Annotated in this window: 16 protein-coding genes; 4 read left to right on the top strand and 12 right to left on the bottom strand. The window is 44.5% G+C overall.

Translation table 11 applies throughout. The annotated features are described in order from the left end of the window. Positions 1–23 precede the first annotated feature (23 nt). Positions 24–845, top strand: coding sequence for an alpha/beta fold hydrolase (locus MHH52_RS02960; RefSeq protein WP_340006561.1), 822 nt, complete (start codon positions 24–26; stop codon positions 843–845). A 172-nt stretch (positions 846–1,017) separates the two neighbouring features. Here the strand turns inward: MHH52_RS02960 and nadE are convergent, their stop codons facing one another. The 3 genes from nadE to MHH52_RS02945 all read right to left on the bottom strand — a co-directional run bounded on the left by nadE (position 1,018) and on the right by MHH52_RS02945 (position 4,267). Continuing rightward, positions 1,018–1,827, bottom strand: coding sequence for an ammonia-dependent NAD(+) synthetase (gene nadE / locus MHH52_RS02955; RefSeq protein ID WP_313641162.1), 810 nt, complete (start codon positions 1,825–1,827; stop codon positions 1,018–1,020). A 169-nt stretch (positions 1,828–1,996) separates the two neighbouring features. Beyond that, positions 1,997–2,431, bottom strand: coding sequence for a BrxA/BrxB family bacilliredoxin (locus MHH52_RS02950; RefSeq protein WP_313641163.1), 435 nt, complete (start codon positions 2,429–2,431; stop codon positions 1,997–1,999). A gap of 114 nt (positions 2,432–2,545) precedes the next feature. Beyond that, positions 2,546–4,267 carry an ATP-binding protein gene (locus tag MHH52_RS02945; protein WP_340006558.1) on the bottom strand — a complete coding sequence of 574 codons (1,722 nt, stop codon included), beginning with the start codon at positions 4,265–4,267 and terminating at the stop codon, positions 2,546–2,548. Between the two features lie 178 nt (positions 4,268–4,445). On the opposite strand from MHH52_RS02945, the gene MHH52_RS02940 reads away from it, so the two are divergent. Further along, positions 4,446–5,714, top strand: a complete 1,269-nt coding sequence (locus tag MHH52_RS02940) for an NAD(P)/FAD-dependent oxidoreductase (protein WP_340006557.1) — start codon at positions 4,446–4,448, stop codon at positions 5,712–5,714. 63 nt (positions 5,715–5,777) lie between these two features. Here MHH52_RS02940 and MHH52_RS02935 read toward each other — a convergent pair whose 3' ends face one another. The 3 genes from MHH52_RS02935 to MHH52_RS02925 all read right to left on the bottom strand — a co-directional run bounded on the left by MHH52_RS02935 (position 5,778) and on the right by MHH52_RS02925 (position 9,319). Next, positions 5,778–7,040, bottom strand: a complete 1,263-nt coding sequence (locus tag MHH52_RS02935) for an ABC transporter permease (RefSeq protein WP_313641166.1) — start codon at positions 7,038–7,040, stop codon at positions 5,778–5,780. Continuing rightward, complete coding sequence (locus tag MHH52_RS02930) at positions 7,037–7,777, bottom strand: ABC transporter ATP-binding protein (RefSeq protein ID WP_313641167.1); 741 nt, start codon at positions 7,775–7,777, stop codon at positions 7,037–7,039. Before MHH52_RS02930 ends, MHH52_RS02935 begins: the two co-directional genes overlap by 4 nt. 201 nt (positions 7,778–7,978) lie before the next feature. Continuing rightward, positions 7,979–9,319 carry an MFS transporter gene (locus MHH52_RS02925; protein WP_340006555.1) on the bottom strand — a complete coding sequence of 447 codons (1,341 nt, stop codon included), beginning with the start codon at positions 9,317–9,319 and terminating at the stop codon, positions 7,979–7,981. Positions 9,320–9,664: 345 nt separating this feature from the next. Between MHH52_RS02925 and MHH52_RS02920 the strand changes: the two genes are divergently transcribed. After that, complete coding sequence (locus MHH52_RS02920; RefSeq protein ID WP_313641169.1) at positions 9,665–10,132, top strand: MarR family transcriptional regulator; 468 nt, start codon at positions 9,665–9,667, stop codon at positions 10,130–10,132. A gap of 198 nt (positions 10,133–10,330) precedes the next feature. Here MHH52_RS02920 and MHH52_RS02915 read toward each other — a convergent pair whose 3' ends face one another. From MHH52_RS02915 to MHH52_RS02900, 4 genes are all read right to left on the bottom strand, one after another. Continuing rightward, positions 10,331–11,782 (bottom strand): IS1182 family transposase, encoded by a 1,452-nt coding sequence (locus MHH52_RS02915; RefSeq protein WP_340006552.1) that lies wholly within the window; start codon positions 11,780–11,782, stop codon positions 10,331–10,333. A 377-nt stretch (positions 11,783–12,159) separates the two neighbouring features. Further along, the gene (locus MHH52_RS02910) at positions 12,160–13,668 is read right to left on the bottom strand and encodes an MDR family MFS transporter (RefSeq protein ID WP_340006550.1); all 1,509 of its coding nucleotides are present in this window, start codon (positions 13,666–13,668) and stop codon (positions 12,160–12,162) included. 30 nt (positions 13,669–13,698) lie between these two features. Next, positions 13,699–14,253: a GNAT family protein gene (locus MHH52_RS02905; protein WP_340006548.1), complete on the bottom strand. Its 555-nt coding sequence runs from the start codon at positions 14,251–14,253 to the stop codon at positions 13,699–13,701. A 273-nt stretch (positions 14,254–14,526) separates the two neighbouring features. Continuing rightward, a complete protein-coding gene (locus tag MHH52_RS02900; protein ID WP_340006546.1) occupies positions 14,527–14,799 on the bottom strand; it encodes a hypothetical protein in 273 nt (90 codons plus the stop codon). Positions 14,800–15,026: 227 nt separating this feature from the next. Here MHH52_RS02900 and MHH52_RS02895 point away from each other — a divergent pair, with 227 nt between their 5' ends. Beyond that, positions 15,027–15,506 carry a GAF domain-containing protein gene (locus tag MHH52_RS02895; RefSeq protein ID WP_340006544.1) on the top strand — a complete coding sequence of 160 codons (480 nt, stop codon included), beginning with the start codon at positions 15,027–15,029 and terminating at the stop codon, positions 15,504–15,506. Positions 15,507–15,653: 147 nt separating this feature from the next. Here the strand turns inward: MHH52_RS02895 and MHH52_RS02890 are convergent, their stop codons facing one another. Together MHH52_RS02890 and glgD are read right to left on the bottom strand one after the other, a co-directional pair. Beyond that, entirely contained in the window at positions 15,654–18,086 is a 2,433-nt protein-coding gene (locus MHH52_RS02890) for a glycogen/starch/alpha-glucan phosphorylase (protein WP_313641174.1), read from the bottom strand. A gap of 95 nt (positions 18,087–18,181) precedes the next feature. Beyond that, entirely contained in the window at positions 18,182–19,285 is a 1,104-nt protein-coding gene (gene glgD / locus MHH52_RS02885) for a glucose-1-phosphate adenylyltransferase subunit GlgD (protein WP_313641175.1), read from the bottom strand. Positions 19,286–19,298 lie beyond the last annotated feature (13 nt).

Here is a 19,298-nt window from a genome sequence, read left to right as displayed (position 1 = left end):
ATATATAGAGAGGGGATTACCCTATGAAGCATCGTAATTTCAAAATACCTGCCGGAGATGATGCTGTTCTCCGCTGCTCGCACTTTCCTGCCCAAGGAGTGCCTAAGAGCCTTATAGTTATTGCGCACGGTTATAAGGGATTCAAAGATTGGGGGATGTTTCCTTACATTGCCACTACTCTCAGCCATGATCATGAAGTGATTACCTTCAACTTCTCTCATGCTGGAATCGGAGAAGATCTACTAAATTTTACTGAGCTTGAGAAATTCGCCCGCAACACCTATCGTCGTGAGCTGAAGGATATGGAAATCCTATTGTCCTATCTTAGCCAGCATCCGAAATTCGGAAGCCTGCCCTTATTCCTTCTCGGCCATAGTCTCGGAGGGGGAATTTGTCTGGTCTACACGCTTGACCATCCCAATGAAGTTAGCGGGGTCATCTCCTGGAACGGGGTTACGAAGCTCGATTTGTTGACAGAAGAGCAAAAGCAGGAGATGAAGGAAACAGGACGAACCCATGTTCTTAATGGACGTACTGGCCAACAAATGCCGCTAGATGCTGTTATTTTAGAAGATATGGAGAACCAAAAAGAACGTTATAATATCCTTGAACGTATGAAGACAGCGGCCTTCCCGGTTGTTCTTATTCAAGGGAGTCAGGATGGAGCACACCTCCGGCAAGGATCTGAGCAACTCAGCAAACTCCGACCAGATATTAACTGGGTGCAGATTCCTGAGGGTAATCATACCTTCAGCACTGTGCATCCTTTTGCTGGCACCACTCCACAATTGGAGCTTGCGATTGCTTCTACCACTGATTTTATCAATCAATTGCTTGCCAAATAGTTATTCTTACTGCTTATCGATCTCACAAAATATCCCCACAAAGTGAGGCTTTGCTTTGATGAGTACTCAGGTACTTTGCGGGGGCCCCAAATATATACTTTCTGATATGTTAAAAACCGCCACGAGTTCTGCAACTACGCAGACCCCGTGGCGGTTTCTAGTTCAACGTATTCTAAATTCCAGGAATGACATTGCGCTTATGCGCCGTTCTCCGGTAATAATTCTCGAGTTTCTCCGCTACCTCAGGGTTAACCTGTTTGCCTTCCAGATAGTCGCTATTATCGTCATAAGTAATGCCCAGCTCGGTTTCATCCGTCTGCCCCGGCCACAATCCTGCCGTAGGTGCTTTTGTGACAATATCCGCAGGTACACCAATATGAGCTGCTAATTGACGAACCTGACGTTTGTTAAGTGTAGATAGAGGTGTAATATCTACAGCGCCATCCCCCCACTTGGTGTAGAAGCCCGTAATGGCTTCAGAAGCATGATCCGTTCCAACTACAATCAGATTATTCTCAAAGGAGAGCGCATATTGCATAACCATACGTGTTCTCGCTTTAACATTTCCCTTGCCTTGATGCGTCATATGGCGATGCTGGCCGAGTGACTTGAGACTATGCTCAACTTCAAGCGCAATTTCATTTACAGCTTCCTCGATATTAGTCTCCACTGTATGGGTTAGATTAAAAGCTTTTGCGACATCGTAACTGTGCTGGATATCCTCTTGAACACCATATGGCTGGAATACGCCAAGCGTAATATACTCTGTGCCTTCCTGTGCCGACAGCTCGTCCGTAGCCTGTTTACAAAGGCCCGCAGCTACCGCGCTGTCCACCCCGCCACTAATAGCGATCAATAATCCCTTGGCACCTGCCTTCAGCACGTACGATTTTAAGAAATCAACTCGTTTACGCACCTCTGCTTCTACATCAATCGTTGGCTTCACGCCAAGGTCAGCAATAATTTCTTCCTGTAAACTCACAAACCACACCCCGTTCCATCAGAAATGGTTCCATATCCATCAAAATATCCATACCAAGTGAAGCTCTATGCTTCTAAGTATATTCTATCCCATTATCGCTCTTATATTTTGAAAAATCCCGCAACAGCCGAATTACTGACTGATGCGAGATTATATGGAATAACTGTTTTTACTGGCAAAAACGATCAAAGACTTCTTTCAATTCAGCAGCGATTTCAGCAGCCGATCGATTTTCTACACTATGGCGTTCAATAAAGTGAACGAGCTCTCCATCCTTCATCAATGCGATGGAAGGTGAAGATGGCGGATAAGGAGCAAAATATTCACGTGCTTTAGCAGTGGCTTCTTTCTCTTGACCTGCAAACACTGTGAACAAGTGATCCGGAGCGATTTCATTTTGCAATGCCTGAGCTACACCAGGACGACATTGTCCAGCGGCACAACCACAGACCGAATTCACGACTACAAGCGCCGTACCCTTTGCGGTAGGAAGAGTGGCTTCCACCTCTTCTGGAGTCATAAGCTCCTGAAACCCAATGCTTGTCAGGTCATCACGCATAGGCTGAATTGAATCTCTCATATATTGATTAAAAGACATGGACATTTCTCTGCACTCTCCTTCACTATTTAACTGTTTTGTCAGATAACATTACAGCAGTACTTACTAACTTTATTATACATTCATACTCTGTGAAAGCAAGAGATGCTACAGTATCATTCAATCCGCAAGCGTTGCTCCGATATATTCTTCCTTTACTAAAGGGAATGAGATGGTAAATACCGTACCCTCTCCTTCTACAGACTCTACATTTATTTTACCGTTATGCCGTTCCACAATACTGTGACACAAGGATAACCCTAGACCTGTTCCCTCACTTTTCGTTGTAAAAAAGGGTGAAAACAACTTCTCTCGTTGACTTTCCGAGATGCCGATTCCTCTATCCCTTACAATCAGCTCCACTTTATCCTGAGTACTATGTGTTTCAAGTGTCAAGACCCCTTTAGGTCCCATAGCTTCCATACTGTTGCGTCCTAAATTAAGGATGAGCTGCTTTATTTCCCGAACGTTTAACTCCAATTCGTGAAGTGATGCGTTCAGCTTTAGCTCAACACTTTGACCACGAAGATTAGCATCAGCCCATAGCAGCGGACTAACTTCTTCTATAATACGGTGTAATAGCACCTTCTCCTTATCAGAAATCCGGCTCTGCGCCAGTGATAGGAAATCATTAATAATGCTATTCGCCCGATCCAACTCCTCGAGCACGATCTGATAATAAGAATCCAAATCATCTGAACTTTTTTCTCTCATCAGCTGCAAAAATCCACGAACTACCGCCATAGGATTACGAATCTCATGGGTAATTCCAGCTGCCATCTGCCCTACCAAGCTCAAACGTTCCACATGATCCAGCTCTGAGCGAAGTTTCACTTCATTAGTAATATCCTGCGCAATGAGTACCACTCCACCAGATAATTCTATGTTCTTATGTACTAGCGGTGCTGAATAAATTCGATAAATCCGCGAGCCATGAATCATTCGTTCATGGGAACGCCGTTTATGCTGAATGTTATCCCGTACCCGCATATATGCCTCAGCATCCGCTGAACCGTTAAAAAATCCCCTGACCGGCTTGTCAATAATATCTTCCCTTCTCAAATTGGGATAATGAATTCTTATCATTCCCAACATACAATCATTAAGGTCAGTCACAACTCCGTGATCATCCAGGGACATAATACTGAGGGGCACTACATTTGTAATCTGCTGCAGCTTCTCAGACTCCCACTGAAAATTATCACTTATACTTTCCATTTGTACTTTTGCCTGCCATCTACTCCAGACCATTTCAACAAAATACACAAAAATACCGCCCAACGCGATGGTGAAAAAAAGATACACAGTAATCAAAAACGACTCGCTAGAATGGGCTTCATATATATTTTTTCCACCTATAATAGGTACAAGTGCAATGAACAACATATTCGGACAAAGAACCATCCATAACATACCTATCTTCTCTACCACTGTGCCTTTCTTAAAAGGCTTAGCTATCCCAAACAGCAACGGATATAATAATATTCCTGAATTTAATATCATATTACTTATTCCTGTTGGCTCTGAAATGAAAATATTACAGACGAGAAAAAAGATGGACAGCAGAATGCCTGAACGTAAAGTTCCATATAAAATCCCAATGTAAGCAGGGAGCATTCCTAAATTCAAATAAGTAATACCGAATAAAGTCGTCGAGAGAAGAGAGCACAGGATCAAGCTTAGCGTACACGCGAAAACCAAAAAGGTTTGATTATCCAGGAAAACACCTTTTTTTCGAGCCACAAGCCCTCGGTCCACCCACCATTGAATCAGAAAAAGAAAGGAGCATGCTGCCGATATTTGCAATAAAATATCCTTAATTGCGCCAATAATTACAATCACACCCCAAAATGGACAAATTCCCCTACATGTCTAGATTAAAGCACAGGATCACTCTCCTGACAACGATTATCACGAAGCCGGCGGACAAGACTGGTTACATGAGAGTCAGAATGGTATGATTCCGTTAGGAAAACACGGAGTATCACCCGTGTCTTAACATGTAAAGGAGTATAATTTCATGAGCAACTACGATGTGATCGTCATAGGGGGCGGCCCTTCGGGATTGATGGCAAGCGTGGCCGCAGCAGAACACGGGGCATCCGTACTACTAATCGACAAGGGAGCCAAGCTAGGACGAAAACTCGGAATATCTGGTGGCGGACGCTGCAATGTAACGAACGTCAAGGAGAGAGACGAGTTAATCTCCCATATCCCGGGAAACGGACGTTTTTTGTATAGCGCCTTCGACCATTTTAATAATCAGGACATCATTGCCTTTTTTGAAGGCTTAGGCATTGCATTAAAGGAAGAAGACAACGGACGGATGTTTCCCGTTTCAGATAAGGCCTCCAGCGTCGTCTCCACCTTGATTAACAAAGTACGGAGTCTAGGCGTGCAGATTATGACGGACAGCCCCGTCTCAGAAGTGCTATATAATGAAGGTACTGTTAAAGGAGTCCGGCTGAGCTCAGGTAAGTCCTTCTCCTGCTCTGCTGTCATCATCGCCACTGGAGGGAAGTCTGTACCACAGACCGGTTCGACTGGAGATGGCTACCCTTGGGCGGAAGCCGCAGGACATACGATTACGGAGCTGTTCCCGACTGAGGTTCCGATACTTTCACGAGAAGAGTGGATCAAGTCCGGTGAGCTGCAAGGACTGTCGCTACGCGATGTTGCGCTTACTGTCTGGAATCCCAAAGGAAAGAAGGTCATCTCCCATCGTGGAGATATGATTTTCACCCACTTTGGATTATCTGGCCCAATTGCACTGCGCTGCAGCCAATTTCTGAGACAGGTCCAGCGTAAATCTGGCATAGACACTGTTGAGATGTCCGTCGACCTCTTCCCTGATTTGAACTCACAAGAAGTGGAATCACTGCTGCAGGACAAGCTGGAGCAGGAGCCGAAGAAAGCAATCCGCAATTCGCTGAAGGGGCTACTGCCAGAACGTCTCATCCCCCTCTTGTTAGCTAAAGCTGACTTGGATGGAGATATAACGGGCCATCATGTATCCAAGAATGGATTGCTTGCGCTAGCAGGTATCTTGAAACGGATGCCCGTTTATGTACACGGTACCCGCTCTTTATCCGAAGCCTTTGTTACGGGCGGCGGGGTAAATCTGAAGGAGATCGATCCCAAAAGAATGGAATCTAAGCTTATGCAAGGGCTATTCTTCTGCGGAGAGGTACTCGATATTCATGGTTACACTGGTGGCTACAATATTACAGCCGCCTTCTCTACCGGATATACAGCAGGCAAACACGCTGCTGACCTTCGACTGAGGTAATTCAATACAACTAAAAACAGCGTGACTTGAGATGCTTCTCAAGTCACGCTGTTGTTCTATCTATTATTCTTTCCCTAAGCGAAACGTACCAAATATTCTACTTATAAAGAGTCCCACCATGTATCCAACCGGAACGAACAGTACGAGCCCATACCAACTATATAACGAAAGACAGATTATAGCAGAACAAATCATTGTAAAGGGAAGCAATAGGATAGGGACTGCATGCATACCCGCTTCAGCTTTTTGTTCTTTCGTAAACGGTAGTATTCCAACGAAATCATCTCCAGCAAAGAGCGACCAGAACGAGAACAGCCAAAAGGTCATGAGAGATGTTAATACTACAAATCCCAGCCATTTAAATCCCGATGGAATGATGAGGATCGCTACGGCGGACACAGCTGTAAAGGCTAAGTAGAGCTTCAAATGGGCTGGATTCCGTACGAGTGCCTTAATCGCTGCCGCAGAGAAACGGCTCTCGGCAGTCTTTGATTTAAGTAAAGGCTGTGACTTCCGGAAAATCCACGGCTTATGGCGAGTCGGGCGAGGTTTATCCAGAACATTGCGGAGCAATAGGGCCGCTATCTTCATCCGCTGCTTGTAGTCTTCGCGGACATCGTTCATGAATGTCCCGCGCATCACTAAACGCCGCCGGAAAGCTATTATTGCAACGACAGTAAATAGAACCGCACTCAACAGTATGAAGAGCGGGCGATCAATCCAAAGGATAGCTACTCTGAAAAAAATAGCGTTCGGAACTGAGATCGCCAGAAACAGCCACAGCCAGCGCCGCCAACCTTGCTTCTGAACTTTTACAAGATGTCCAAGTAACTTAACACACCAGCTGCACGCCAAGGTCAGAGCGAACAGCGCCCATACCTCCGATGACGTCATTTCAAATCCCCGAATAAGAAAAGGCAACAATAGTGCAAAAGCTACACAGAACTTCAGCGAGGTTACAATCAGGCTGTAGATCAATCCGCGAAATATGATCGTATTTATCCATCGCTCCCGCTGTCTAAGAAATAATAGATCCCCTTCCTGCAATAATAGCACCAATCCCCCGTTGCAGATCAGGAGCACTAATAATGAAGGAATGAGCATAAACGGCAAATTTGCAGTCCAAGCTGGTAGCGCCTCGTTCCAGAATCCGTAATATAAACGCCCTCCCAGCAGTCCGCCGGGAATAAGAATATATAAGAGAACGGTCCAATCAGCCGCCGTACGGATAATAGCCGATTGCTCACGCCAATGAGAGAATAGCCGACGTCTGAATAGTTGTTTGGAGTTAGAAAAAGAAAACGCCCGCTGTCCCTGCTTACTCATGTCAGTTCGTCGAAGCAATCAAACAACGACGCCTCCGGCAGTCCAGCATAGTCACGTATATCTTCGAGTGTTCCAGAGGCGGCAACCTTCCCCCCGGAGATCAGCACGAAATCATCGCATATCTTCTCTGCAGTATCCAGTACATGCGTTGACATTAATACACCAGCTCCACGCTTCCGCTCCGCTTCCAGCAGCCGCAGGAAATCTTTAGTGGCGCGAGGATCTAAACCGATAAACGGCTCGTCCACAATATAAACATCCGGCTGTACCAAAAAGCCAAGCATTAGCATCATTTTTTGTTTCATGCCTTTAGAGAATCCGGCTGGAAGATCATTGCGTACATGGCCCATACCAAACTGCTTCAGCAGCCTCTCCACAGTTTCTTCGAACTGCTCGTACTTCAGTCCATAGGCAGCGGCCGCCAAATCCAAATGTTCCCACAATGTCAAATCCTCATAAAACACAGGTTGCTCCGGTACATAAGCATAAGATTTATTAACTCCACTAAAGGACACCTTAGCCTTTGTATTCTTCAGCAACCCGAGCAGTGTCTTGATGGTTGTACTTTTCCCAGCACCGTTAGGTCCGATCAGTCCGAGCAACTGCCCTCGCTTCACCTGAAATGAAATATCGAATATGCAAGGGTCTCCCGCTTCATAGCCAGCCTCATCGATCTCAACATCGAGCACAATGTCGTCGTAGCTCTCGGTATCCACCGTTAGTTCTACTTTCTCCATATTCTCCATCTCCTAGATATTTCTAATACATATTATTATAAATTGCATTCTCTATTACGTATATGAATGATATTCTAATGGTCAACAGATGAAATGACAACTTATCTAATCGTACTATATATTCTTTCTGAAAATTTGCAAGCTGCTTTTTTCACAATAACTATCTCATCCCTTCTCATAGCAAACAAAAGAAACCTCCCGTCAAAGGGAGGTCTGTCCTACAAGGTCTATGTTATTCGTCGCTACTATTCCTTCCTGCTTCTTGATAGCAGCTTCATCCCGGCGTTCAATTTTGCCACGCAGCATTAACAGTCCCAGCCCCAGTAGTCCTGTAAGCAGACCAGATAGAATAAAAGCAGACACAGGACCCGATGCTGTCACTAATGCTCCACCGGCTACAGGTCCTAGAATAACCGCCGCGCTTGTCAGACTGCCTATGGTCCCAAATACACGACCCGTATATTCTGCAGGTGTCCGTTGCTGTAACATCGAATTGAAGGGTATAAACGCTAGTCCTGCACCCACACCAGCAAACATGAAGGACCCAAACAAAGCAATGTTCATCCAGATTCCGGCCTGACCGTGAGCAGTTACGATCCCTGCACTCGAGAAGACGACTCCCATTATTACAGCCCCTAATCCCATAAAGATAAGCGGATGCTTGCCACTGCCTATCCGGCTTACAAGCAGTGTTGATAGCAAGGTTCCAAAGCCACTGGCCGCTACACACCAGCCTAGCAAATCACCATTCACACCTGGAATCTCCCGGAATAACGTTACAATCTGAGAGTCACCAATTTGCAGCATTAGTAGCACCAGCACCAACGTAACAATGCCGCAAAGCACTACAGGCATTCCTGCAATCACATGCAGACCAGCCGACATTTCTTGGCGGAAGGATTTACGTACCTCCGTCTCCTCTGTGCTTGCTTTCGCGTCCTCCTTCTTTATCGCAGCTATGCGAGGTAATCCAAGCAAAATGATCGCCGATAAAATGAAAGTAGCTGAGTCAATCATGTAACAAGCAGCTATGCTGAATGCTGCGACCAGCAGTCCACCGAGAGCTGGACCCACAATTTTGGTTATCTGTTCTATCGATGAGCTAAGCGCCATGGCTTTATCCATCTGAGCCGCAGGAACAAGTTCCTTTATCTTTCCGCTTTTAGCCGGAGAGAACAGTACATCCATAAATCCCTTAGCCAGCAGCAGCACATAGACCTGCCACAGTGAACCTGCAAATACCAAGCAGACAACAATCCCGACACGGGCTATATCCGAACCAATCATTAGTGCCTTGCGGTTGAAACGATCGCTTAAATAGCCTGCAAACGGTCCTCCTAACAGCAGAGGCACGGCCATACATAAAGATAGGGTTGTAATTTCCCACGGTGTAGCATTCCATTTGAATCCTACCATCGTCAGTAGTGCTAGTATATGCAACCAGTCCCCTACATTCGATACGAGCTGTGCGGTGATAAGCAGCATGAAGGGCTTATTCGCGGTTAGCTTACTTTCTTTTAAATCATGAATCTGGTCCTCCATCTTCACTTCACTCCCCGTTACTATTTCTCAATGAAGTAATAGTAAAATATTGGAGATTGTCATTCATCCGTCTAGAGGCGTAAATAGCGCTTGAACCGGAGGATGAAATTGTTATCCTTTCAGAGACTGAAATCAAAAAAACGTCCAATTTCATCATCTTCAAAAAATTGTTTGATTTTTAATAATTAAAAGTTGCTCATTGTGACAAATCACATGTTCTTCATTCGCTCTTTCACGTATTCTATTGTTATCTCAAAGTTCGTTGCACAGGTAAACCGTGCACTAATAAATATGATTACAGACGTGCGACGAGTTCACATGATTAACGATAGAGGGTGGAGAAGCATGATACAATCTTATGAACGTGATACACAATTAACTCTACATTTGTACCGGGTATTTGCCAAATCATTCAAGAGTATTAATGAGCATGCTGTTACCGGCAGCAAAATTGAAGGTTTTAATCCTACTGCCTTTGCAGTCATGGAAGTGTTGTACTATAAGGGACCACAGCCAATTCAACAAATTGGCGCCAAACTGCTGCTACAAAGCGGCAACGTTACTTACGTAATCGACAAGCTCGAAGAACGCGGCTATTTGCAGCGCAAGCCTTGTCCAAGTGATCGTAGGGTGATTTTTGCGGAACTGACTGCGGAAGGCGAACGTCTCATGAATGAGATGTATCCGAAATACTCAGAGCGTCTTCATCTTGCTTTCAGCGGACTGAATGATGAAGAGAAGGAACAAATGATTGTTCTGCTCAAGAAGATGGGTCTGCAAGCTGAGAAGCTTTCCCCTATTCCCCGTAAGTAGGGCTAGAATCTAGGCTGCTTTTTACTTCATATTTGTTAGACAAGCTGTTATCGCACGAAGAAGCCCGACCGGCATATGCCGAGGCCACTGAAAAACGTGTGTTTTAAGAATCTGTAAAATGAGCTTAAACAGCTAAAGGCGAATTCCCCTCCATTCTGAGTGAGAATTCGCCTTTATTTTATGTATTCCTCATGCTCTTTACTTTAATAGCGTCAATATTCTTTTGAGATTTACTGCAAATATAGCCATTGCTCCTTGCATGTGCATGCCGACGAGACCTGAGGAAGATGCCACATCATACCCATGTCTGTGTTTTAGTTCACTATTCTTTGCTTCAATTTTATAACGTTCTCTTGCCTTCTCTTTAAAATATTCACTTTCTTGGAAAGTTTGCTGCTCACTATGCTCCGTGGATTTGATGCTCACTGAATAGGTTTTTGATTGTGCTCCCTCTTTATAACATCCTTCTTTGTAGGGGCATTGCTTACACTTATCGATATCAAAATAATAAGTATCCTTTTGATTTTTTCCTACATTCTTTCTCCCCGTACGTGCCCTACGAATTGCCATATGCCCTGCTTTACAAACGTACATCCCTGCATCTTTATTAAACTCAAATTCATCTTCTTTTTTACGAGTACCCTGAGTAATCTGCGGATGTAATTTGGATATGAGTTGCAATTCATTTTGTTTGGCATACTGAATATTTTCTTTCTCAGAATAGGCTGTGTCGCCAATGACTGTATCGATATCCATGCCCGTTTTGCGACTTTTTTCGATTAGTATTTGGAGTTGTTTCCCATCACTTTTTTCACCTGTTGTAACTACGGCAGCTGTAATAATACGTTCTTCATTCATTGCAATATGTGTTTTATAGCCAAAAAAAGAAGAGTCGGCTGTTTTGTGACCCACACGTGCATCTGGATCATTAGAAAATTGAAGGTGCTCCACGTGATCTTCTACGATTTCCTTTAAGTAGTTCAACTTTTCCTTTACCTTTGGATATTCGCGGATACTTTCTTCTTTTTCCACGGCGTCAATTACTTTTTGGCAATAGTCCAGTTCATCCACTAATTCGTTTGTAGTTGTTTTTGGCGGGAATTTATCTTTCATGTTTTCATTGATTTGATAAACGGCCTTGCGCAACAGCTTAGACTTCTCCATCAATATTTCTTTGGGTGATTGCTGATTGAATCGTGATTTCGTGTGGGTAGCATCCACAATAATTGCGCGGCTTTTAATGATTTCTTTTTCCAATGCAATTTCCACCGTTTTTTGAATCAGCATGTCGAGCAGGTTCACATCTTTCAACCGAAGTTTACGAAACTTCGTGAGTGAACTAGGATTGATGACCTCGTCTTCAGGCGCCATATCTAAGAAGTATTTGAGCGACATGTCATATTTAGAACGTTCTACGACATCCACATCGGATAAATCGAAAATCGATTTTAGTAATAAATACTTGAACATACGAATAGGAGGCACGGCATTGCGACCATTATCTAGGCAATATTTATTCTGTAATTCTTCATGAACAAAAGAAAAATCTACGAGGTCATTTATTTGTCGTAGCATATTATCTTTAGGTACGACGATATCGTAAATCGCCATAAATGGACTGAGGTTAAGGGATTGTTGGTTTGAAATCATCCGAGTCACCACCTGAAATTAATACAATCATTATACAGCAAAACAGGACACCCATCCTCGAAAAGATCGAGGATGGGTGTCCTGGAATGGAGTTTTCATGGGCCTCCAAAAGGCGCCTTTATAACTTGAACTTAAAACATTAGAGGGGCGTAGCGAAGGAGAAATTTGGAACTGGAGGAGCGATAGCGACCGCCTTTGTCTCCGGATTTTAACCGCTAACAGCGGTACAATTCAGGAAATCTGGAGACAACAGCGGCCGGAAGTCCAAATATTCTCCGTAGTTACGACTGACTCCTTAAATGTATGATCTAGAAAGAACTTTTTCAGTGGCCTCGCATATGCCTGGTCGGGCTTCTTTATGTTACTTAGATAATGAGTTATGCCTTTTTCAAGGACGACGAAGCATCCTCTACCGAAGGCACACCCTTGCGCAAACCCCAAGATATTACTAACGACAAAACAGCGAAAACTGCCATCACGATAAATAGTGAATGAAGTCCCCCTTCAAGTGCACCACGCAAACTGTTTGATACTTCACCGGACAGGTTAGTTCCTGTATGTGAGCCGAGCAGCTTATTTATATCCTCACCAGTAACGTTTGAATCCGGTTGTTTTCTCAACAGCTTATCAATATTCAAGTTCAGCCAGGAACCGAATATAGCCACCCCAATGGTCTGACCCAGTGACCTTGTAAATGCATTAAGCGCTGTGGATGCACCACGTTGATCATGCGCAACCGAGGACTGAGCGATAATCGTGAAGACCGTAGAAGAATATCCGAAGCCTACTCCACAGACCAGCATCAAGCATAAGAGTATTAGCTGCGAAGACTCCCCAGTCAAGAAAGCCAGACCAATAGCCCCGGCAGCAATCATCATCAATCCAAGCATTGCCGTTCGGCGAGAACCCGCTCGCAGAATCATCCGCCCACCTGCTATCGATCCAAACATCCAACCTACAGACATCGGTGCAAGCAGCAAGCCTGAGATCGCAGCGCTTTTTCCAGATACGCCCTGTACCCATAGTGGGATATACGTAGAAAGTCCAATAATTAATGTGCTAACAAGCAGGTTAGCGCCTGTTGATACCGCGATGTTACGGTTTGAGAAGAGGTTCAGCGGAAGCATAGGCTCTGGAGCTCGGCGCTCCACAAACAGAAATAAGATTAGCAGGATGACCGCCGCTCCCAGTGTTGCGAGTAATAGTGGAGAGGTCCATGCCAAGTTCTGTCCACCCGTCGAGAGTCCAAAAAGTAGGGCACCCATGCCTGCTGTGAACAGCAGAACTCCCGCCACATCGATTTGTGTCTTCCGACGTACCTTCTCTTCCTTCAGGTAGCGCGCAATAAATACCATTGCCAATACGCCAAACGGCAGATTGAATACAAATACCCAACGCCAGCTTAAGTAATCTACCACATAGCCACCAAGCAGTGGCCCTACCAAAGAGGAAATCCCCCATACAGAGCTTAGCAACCCTTGCGTCTTTGCTCTCTCTTCAATGCTGTAAATATCTCCGATAATGGTAAAGGTCATTGGAATAAGTGCTCCCGCACCGATCCCCTGTATCGCACGAAACAGGATCAGCTGTTCCATACTTTGCGATATTCCGCATAATAATGATCCTAATAAAAAAACAGCCGCTCCCCACATGAACACAGGCTTGCGTCCGAACAGATCACTGATTTTGCCGAAAATAGGTGTTGTAATAGCCATTGCCAGCAAGTATGAAGTAAATATCCAGCTCAGCCACTGCATCCCCTGAAAGTCGCCTACAATCGCCGGTCCCGCTGGCCCTGTTACCGTCCCCTCAATAGCGGCAAGAAAGGTGGCCAGTAATACTCCTGTTAATATTAATTTGCGTTCTAAATCCCCTGTTGACTTCAATGTTCCATACCCTCTCTTTATGTATTAAGTTCAATGCCACTCCTCGCGCAGTAGAGCATGGAGAGTAACATCCTGAAAGCCGGAAAGGGTCTGCCGATATTGACGTAATACGCCTTCCTTCTGAAATCCAAGCGCATAAACCAGCCTCTCCGCACGGATATTATCAGGATGACAGAGCGCTTCTATCCGATTCAAACCCATAATGTTGAAGCCAAAATCGAGTACAAGCCCTAGCGCTTCTTTCATATATCCAAGCCCCCAAAAGGCAGGCGACAGATCACAGCCAATTTCACCACGGTAAGCTCCCTGAAGCTGCCAATGGTTATAACCGCAGCTACCTATAACTTCATCTCCGGGTCCAATAATACTCCAACGTAAGCTCTCCTCTTCCTCAGCCATCTGTAAAAGAAGAGCAATAAGCTGCTCCGTTTCTTCTATAGAGGACAATGCTGGAGCACCCAACCAGTTAGAAACTTCCGGATGAGACCAAACCTGAAATAATGCTGAAGCATGCTCAGTAGTCATAGCACATAATTTTAATCTTCTACCGATCAGTGTAGGTGTCACTCCATTGCATAAATACAATTCTCCGCTCCCCCTTCAACTTATCAATTATACATCATTCAAGAGTATATCCTTAAGCTAAAAGTTCTAATTTCTTAACATCTAACATGCAAGCAAAAACGCCTTTGGCGTCCCCATAAGGACAGTTAGCGTTTATGCGAGAAATATAAGGATAATGTATAGCGTGAAACTTATACTTTCTTATATTGTAAAAAACGTCTGAATCAGGCGGCACACTCACCACTTGATCCAGACGCTTATTTTTAACATTCAATATTCAATCATTCCATTCCGTCAATTCACGACTTCACTACACAACACCTGAAGTTTGGCTCGAATATCCTTGAACTCTTCAATTCCAGTGCCGGTAATACTGTACCCTTCGCTATGTGCAGTCAGAAAGTTGTCCATCGTAAGCTTTTCCAATTCCTGTTTCACTTCGCGTTCTCCTACACGATACCCCATGGCTTCCAGTCCGAGCAGCATCTCCGAGATCGTCACATCTTTATCATGTGCACAATAAAGCATGTGGATTCCTATGAACAAGTTCTGTACATCGGCGCGCATATTCCACTCCTTCTGGCTACAAAGCCTTCGGTATTTACTCTAGCATTACCCTATGACAGATCATTGGAAACATCATTGTAAGGGTTCAGTGCTTCAGTAACACCATAGAGGATTCCAATAAATTACAAAATAATGTTATGGCTTGACGTACCCCGCAGAGCTATAATATGTTGTTAGTTACAGTTGTGGTTTCATATATACTTTAAAGTACAGGAAGGTGATGCTTCATGTTTCAAGCTATGCCTTATGATGGAACACGCGGCGAGCAGTTTGAAGCGGTTCTACTCCAACTCGAAGCATTGATGAAGGATGAGCCAAGTGCTACGGCCAATCTAGCTAATGCTTCGGCACTTCTTAAACACACTCTGCCGGATACGAATTGGGCCGGTTTTTATTTATTTGACGGTAAAGAGCTAGTACTTGGACCTTTTCAAGGCCTCCCTGCATGCATTCGAATTCCGCTATCTCGCGGCGTGTGCGGAACGGCAGCAGCAGAGCGACGCACACTTGTAGTAGGAGATGTGCATGAATTTCCAGGTCATATTGCCTGTGATGCAGCCTCTAACAGCGAAATTGTTGTTCCTTTAATAAAGGATGATCGCCTGCTTGGCGTACTTGATATCGACAGTCCACTCAAGGACCGCTTTGATGATGAGGAACGCCGGTTTCTAGAACGGTTTGCAGCTTTAGTATCGGAAGCTATCTAAAAATTTCCCCACAAAGTGAGGCTTTGCTTCGATGCGTACTCAGGTACTTTGTGGGGGCCCCCAAATATATACTTTCTGATAGGTTAAAAAAAAGCCGTCTCATTTGTAGGAGTTACCTACTTATAAGACAGCCTATTTATGTTGATCCTACAGTCGAACTGGACTAATGTTCCAAATTTCAGCTGCATAGCGACTAATTGTGTTATCACTGGAGAACTTACCAGAATGACCAATATTAATAATGGACTTCTTCAGCCATTCCTGCCGGTTGCGGTATGCCCGATCAATTTCGACGTGCGTCTCGACATAACTGGCGAAATCCTTAAGTACAAAAAATTCATCGTTATTATCCAGAAGGGAGTGGAAAATGCTCTCAAATTCCGTAGCATGGCAGCATATGGGTCCTGGTTTGATTAGCTGATCCAGTACTTCTTTCACACGACTATCCCCATTGTATATATCACGGGCATGATAACCTCCATGCTGGTAGTAATCCATGACCTGCTCAGCACGAAGTCCGAACAGGAACATATTGTTGTCTCCCACCATCTCATGCATTTCCACGTTTGCGCCATCCATCGTACCTACCGTCAACGCACCGTTCATCATAAACTTCATATTACCGGTGCCTGATGCTTCTTTGCTAGCTGTAGAAATCTGCTCACTGATATCCGCGGCAGGAATGATCTTTTCTGCTAGAGATACCGAATAATTCTCAAGGAAAAAGATACGAATCTTCCCCTTAACATCCGGATCTTTGTTGACTACCTCCGCAACTGTATTAATCAATTTGATAATCCGCTTTGCCAGATGATAACTTGGCGCTGCCTTTGCTCCGAATATAAACGTGCGCGGGACCATATCCATCGAAGGATTATCTTTGATTTGATTATACAAATGCAAAATATGCAAAATATTAAGCAACTGGCGCTTGTAGGCATGCAGACGTTTCACCTGAACATCAAAGATAGAATCAGGATCGACATGTACTGAATGCTTACTGTAGATGTACTCTGCAAGACGCAGCTTATTCTGGCGCTTAATACTGGCTACTTGTTCCTGGAATGAAGCATCCTCACAATATTTAATCAAGCCAATCATTTCTTGAGGATGGCTCACCCAACGGGTCCCTATCGATTGATTGATCAAATTAGCCAGATCTGGATTGGCATGCAGTAACCATCGCCGATGGGTGATTCCGTTCGTCTTATTATTGAAGCGGTGTGGATACATTTCATTAAAAAGTCGCATTTCGCGCTTCATCAATATTTCCGTATGCAGCGCCGCCACCCCATTGACACTATGGCTAGCTACAATCGCCAGATGAGCCATCCGAACTTGATCATCATGAATAATCGCCATCTGTGCAATTCGATCCTGATCGCCCGGATAACGACTCATAAGCTCGCCACAGAAACGGGCATTGATCTCTTCAATGATGAGAAAAATACGCGGTAGCAGCTCCCTAACCATTTGAATGGGCCATTTCTCAAGCGCTTCGCTCAGAATTGTATGATTGGTGTAAGATACCATACGCGTCGTGATACTCCATGCCTCATCCCATCCTAAACCATGTACATCCATCAGAATCCGCAGCAGTTCAGGAATCACCAGCGTTGGATGTGTATCATTAATATGAAGAGCTACCTTGTCAGGCAGTGATTCTATAGGGAGCCCAAGCTTGGCATAGGTCCGCAGAATACTTTGCAGCCCCGCGCTGCAGAGGAAGTACTGCTGCTTCAAGCGAAGCAGCTTGCCTTCGTATTGGGAGTCGTCCGGATAAAGGAACTCCGAAATGGATTCTACAGAACGCTTATACTCCAGAAATTTATGATAGTCCGTCCCGGCAAAAGAACCAAATGTTCTAGATGGCTGAGTGATGGACTCTGCACTCCAGTTACGCAGCGTATTCACATGCCGGCGATCTGCGCCGATGATAGGGACATCGTAAGGAACTGCACGAACAGCCTCATATTGAGTATGATCGAATACGAGCCGCCCGTTCTCTTCGCGGGTCTCAATAACCCCCCAGAACCTTACTTCAACCTGCTTGTCTTCGCGGCGCACTTCCCATACATTATCATTCTGCAGCCAGTAATCAGGCAGTTCCACCTGATAACCGTCAACGATCTTCTGCTCGAACAGGCCATATTTATACCGTATTCCGCAGCCATGCCCTGCATATTGCAAGGAAGCCAATGAATCAAGGAAGCAGGCTGCCAAACGACCGAGACCTCCATTCCCTAACCCAGCGTCCGATTCTACCTCCTCTATATCCTGCAAACAAAAACCAAGGTCAGCTAAGCCCTCACGAACTACAGCCAGCACACCCATATTCAGCAGATTGTTCCCCAGAAGCCTACCGATCAAGAACTCCATTGAAAAATAGTAGACCTGCTTATCTTTATCGATCTTATATTTCTGGTTGGTTTCTGCCCAATTTTTCCCGGCGTTCTCGCGAATCATGCTGCCCAGTATTTTATAGACATCGGCATTCGAGGCTTCCTCAAGCGGTTTACCTAATTTACCGATGAGGGTCTCACGGAATACCTGTTTGAAAGATTCTTTATCGTTAAACAACAGTAGGTCCTCCTGACAAATGCTTTTTTTAGAAGTGCAGTAGACTGTGTCATTAGATCAGATAGGTATACTGCTTAGTTCATCTAATCCAGTCGTTAGATCTTGCTGCTCTTGGCGATGACGAATGGACGTTTGCTATCTCCAACAAGAATTCGATTCTTACTCAAATGTACGTCTTTATCCATGATCACATTCTCAATAACAGCATTCTCTTCGATGACGCACTTTTGCATAATTACAGAGTTGATGATCTTCGCTCCCTTACGTACCTGAACCCCCCGAAAGATCACGCTGTTCTCCACCGTTCCACCTATAATGCAACCGTTAGCCACCAGCGAATTGCTGACATTAGCACTCTCCAAGTATCGGGTTGGAGCTTCATACTTAATCTTCGTCTGTACCGGACTTTCTTTGAACAAACTGAAGTAATTCTCCTGCTGGAGCAGTTCCAAACTGTTCTTATAATAACTCTCTAATGAATTAATTACGGCATGATATCCATGATATTCGTATGCGGCGATATTAAATTTGTGTCGGTTCTTCTGAATCACATCACGGAAAAAATAACTCTCTCCATGCGCAATACAATGCTCCACCTGCTCCAAGAACAGTTTCTTCTCCATAATGAAAATATCCAGATATAAATTAGGATGGTGTTTCTCATGATGGATGTTAGTCACCTTATTCTCTTCGTCCACTTCAATTCGCTGGCATAGATCATGCTCAGGCTGCAATTCTTCTATCTTTTTGTATACTACTGTAACGTCGGCCCCCTTCTCCAAATGGTAGCTGTATAAGTCTTGGAGATCGATAGTATTGATATGCTGGCTACCGGAAAACACGATATATTTAGCAGATCCCCGTTTAAAAAGATCCAGATTATTATGATAATGCTGTAAATCCCCGAGAGAAGTATCCGTTGGATCGTTCCAGTCTGGAGGCAAAATAAATAATCCCCCATGCTTACGATTCATATCCCAGGATTTTCCGTCACCCAAATGGTCCATCAGGGAACGGTATTTACGGCGGACAAACAGGCCAACGCTCTCCAGGTCTGCACGCATCATATTAGAAAGCACGAAATCAATCAATCGATAACGACTGGCAAAAGGTACGGCTGCACCACAGCGGAAATAAGTGAGTTCATTTAATTTGTCGAGTTCATGATCCAGATTAATTACACCCATGAGTTGCTTCATCGGAATCCACCGT

The organism is Paenibacillus sp. FSL K6-0276 (assembly GCF_037977235.1).
GTDB lineage: Bacteria > Bacillota > Bacilli > Paenibacillales > Paenibacillaceae > Paenibacillus_AQ.
Note: the sequence above shows the minus strand (reverse complement) of the source record. Positions and strands in the feature narration are given on the sequence as shown.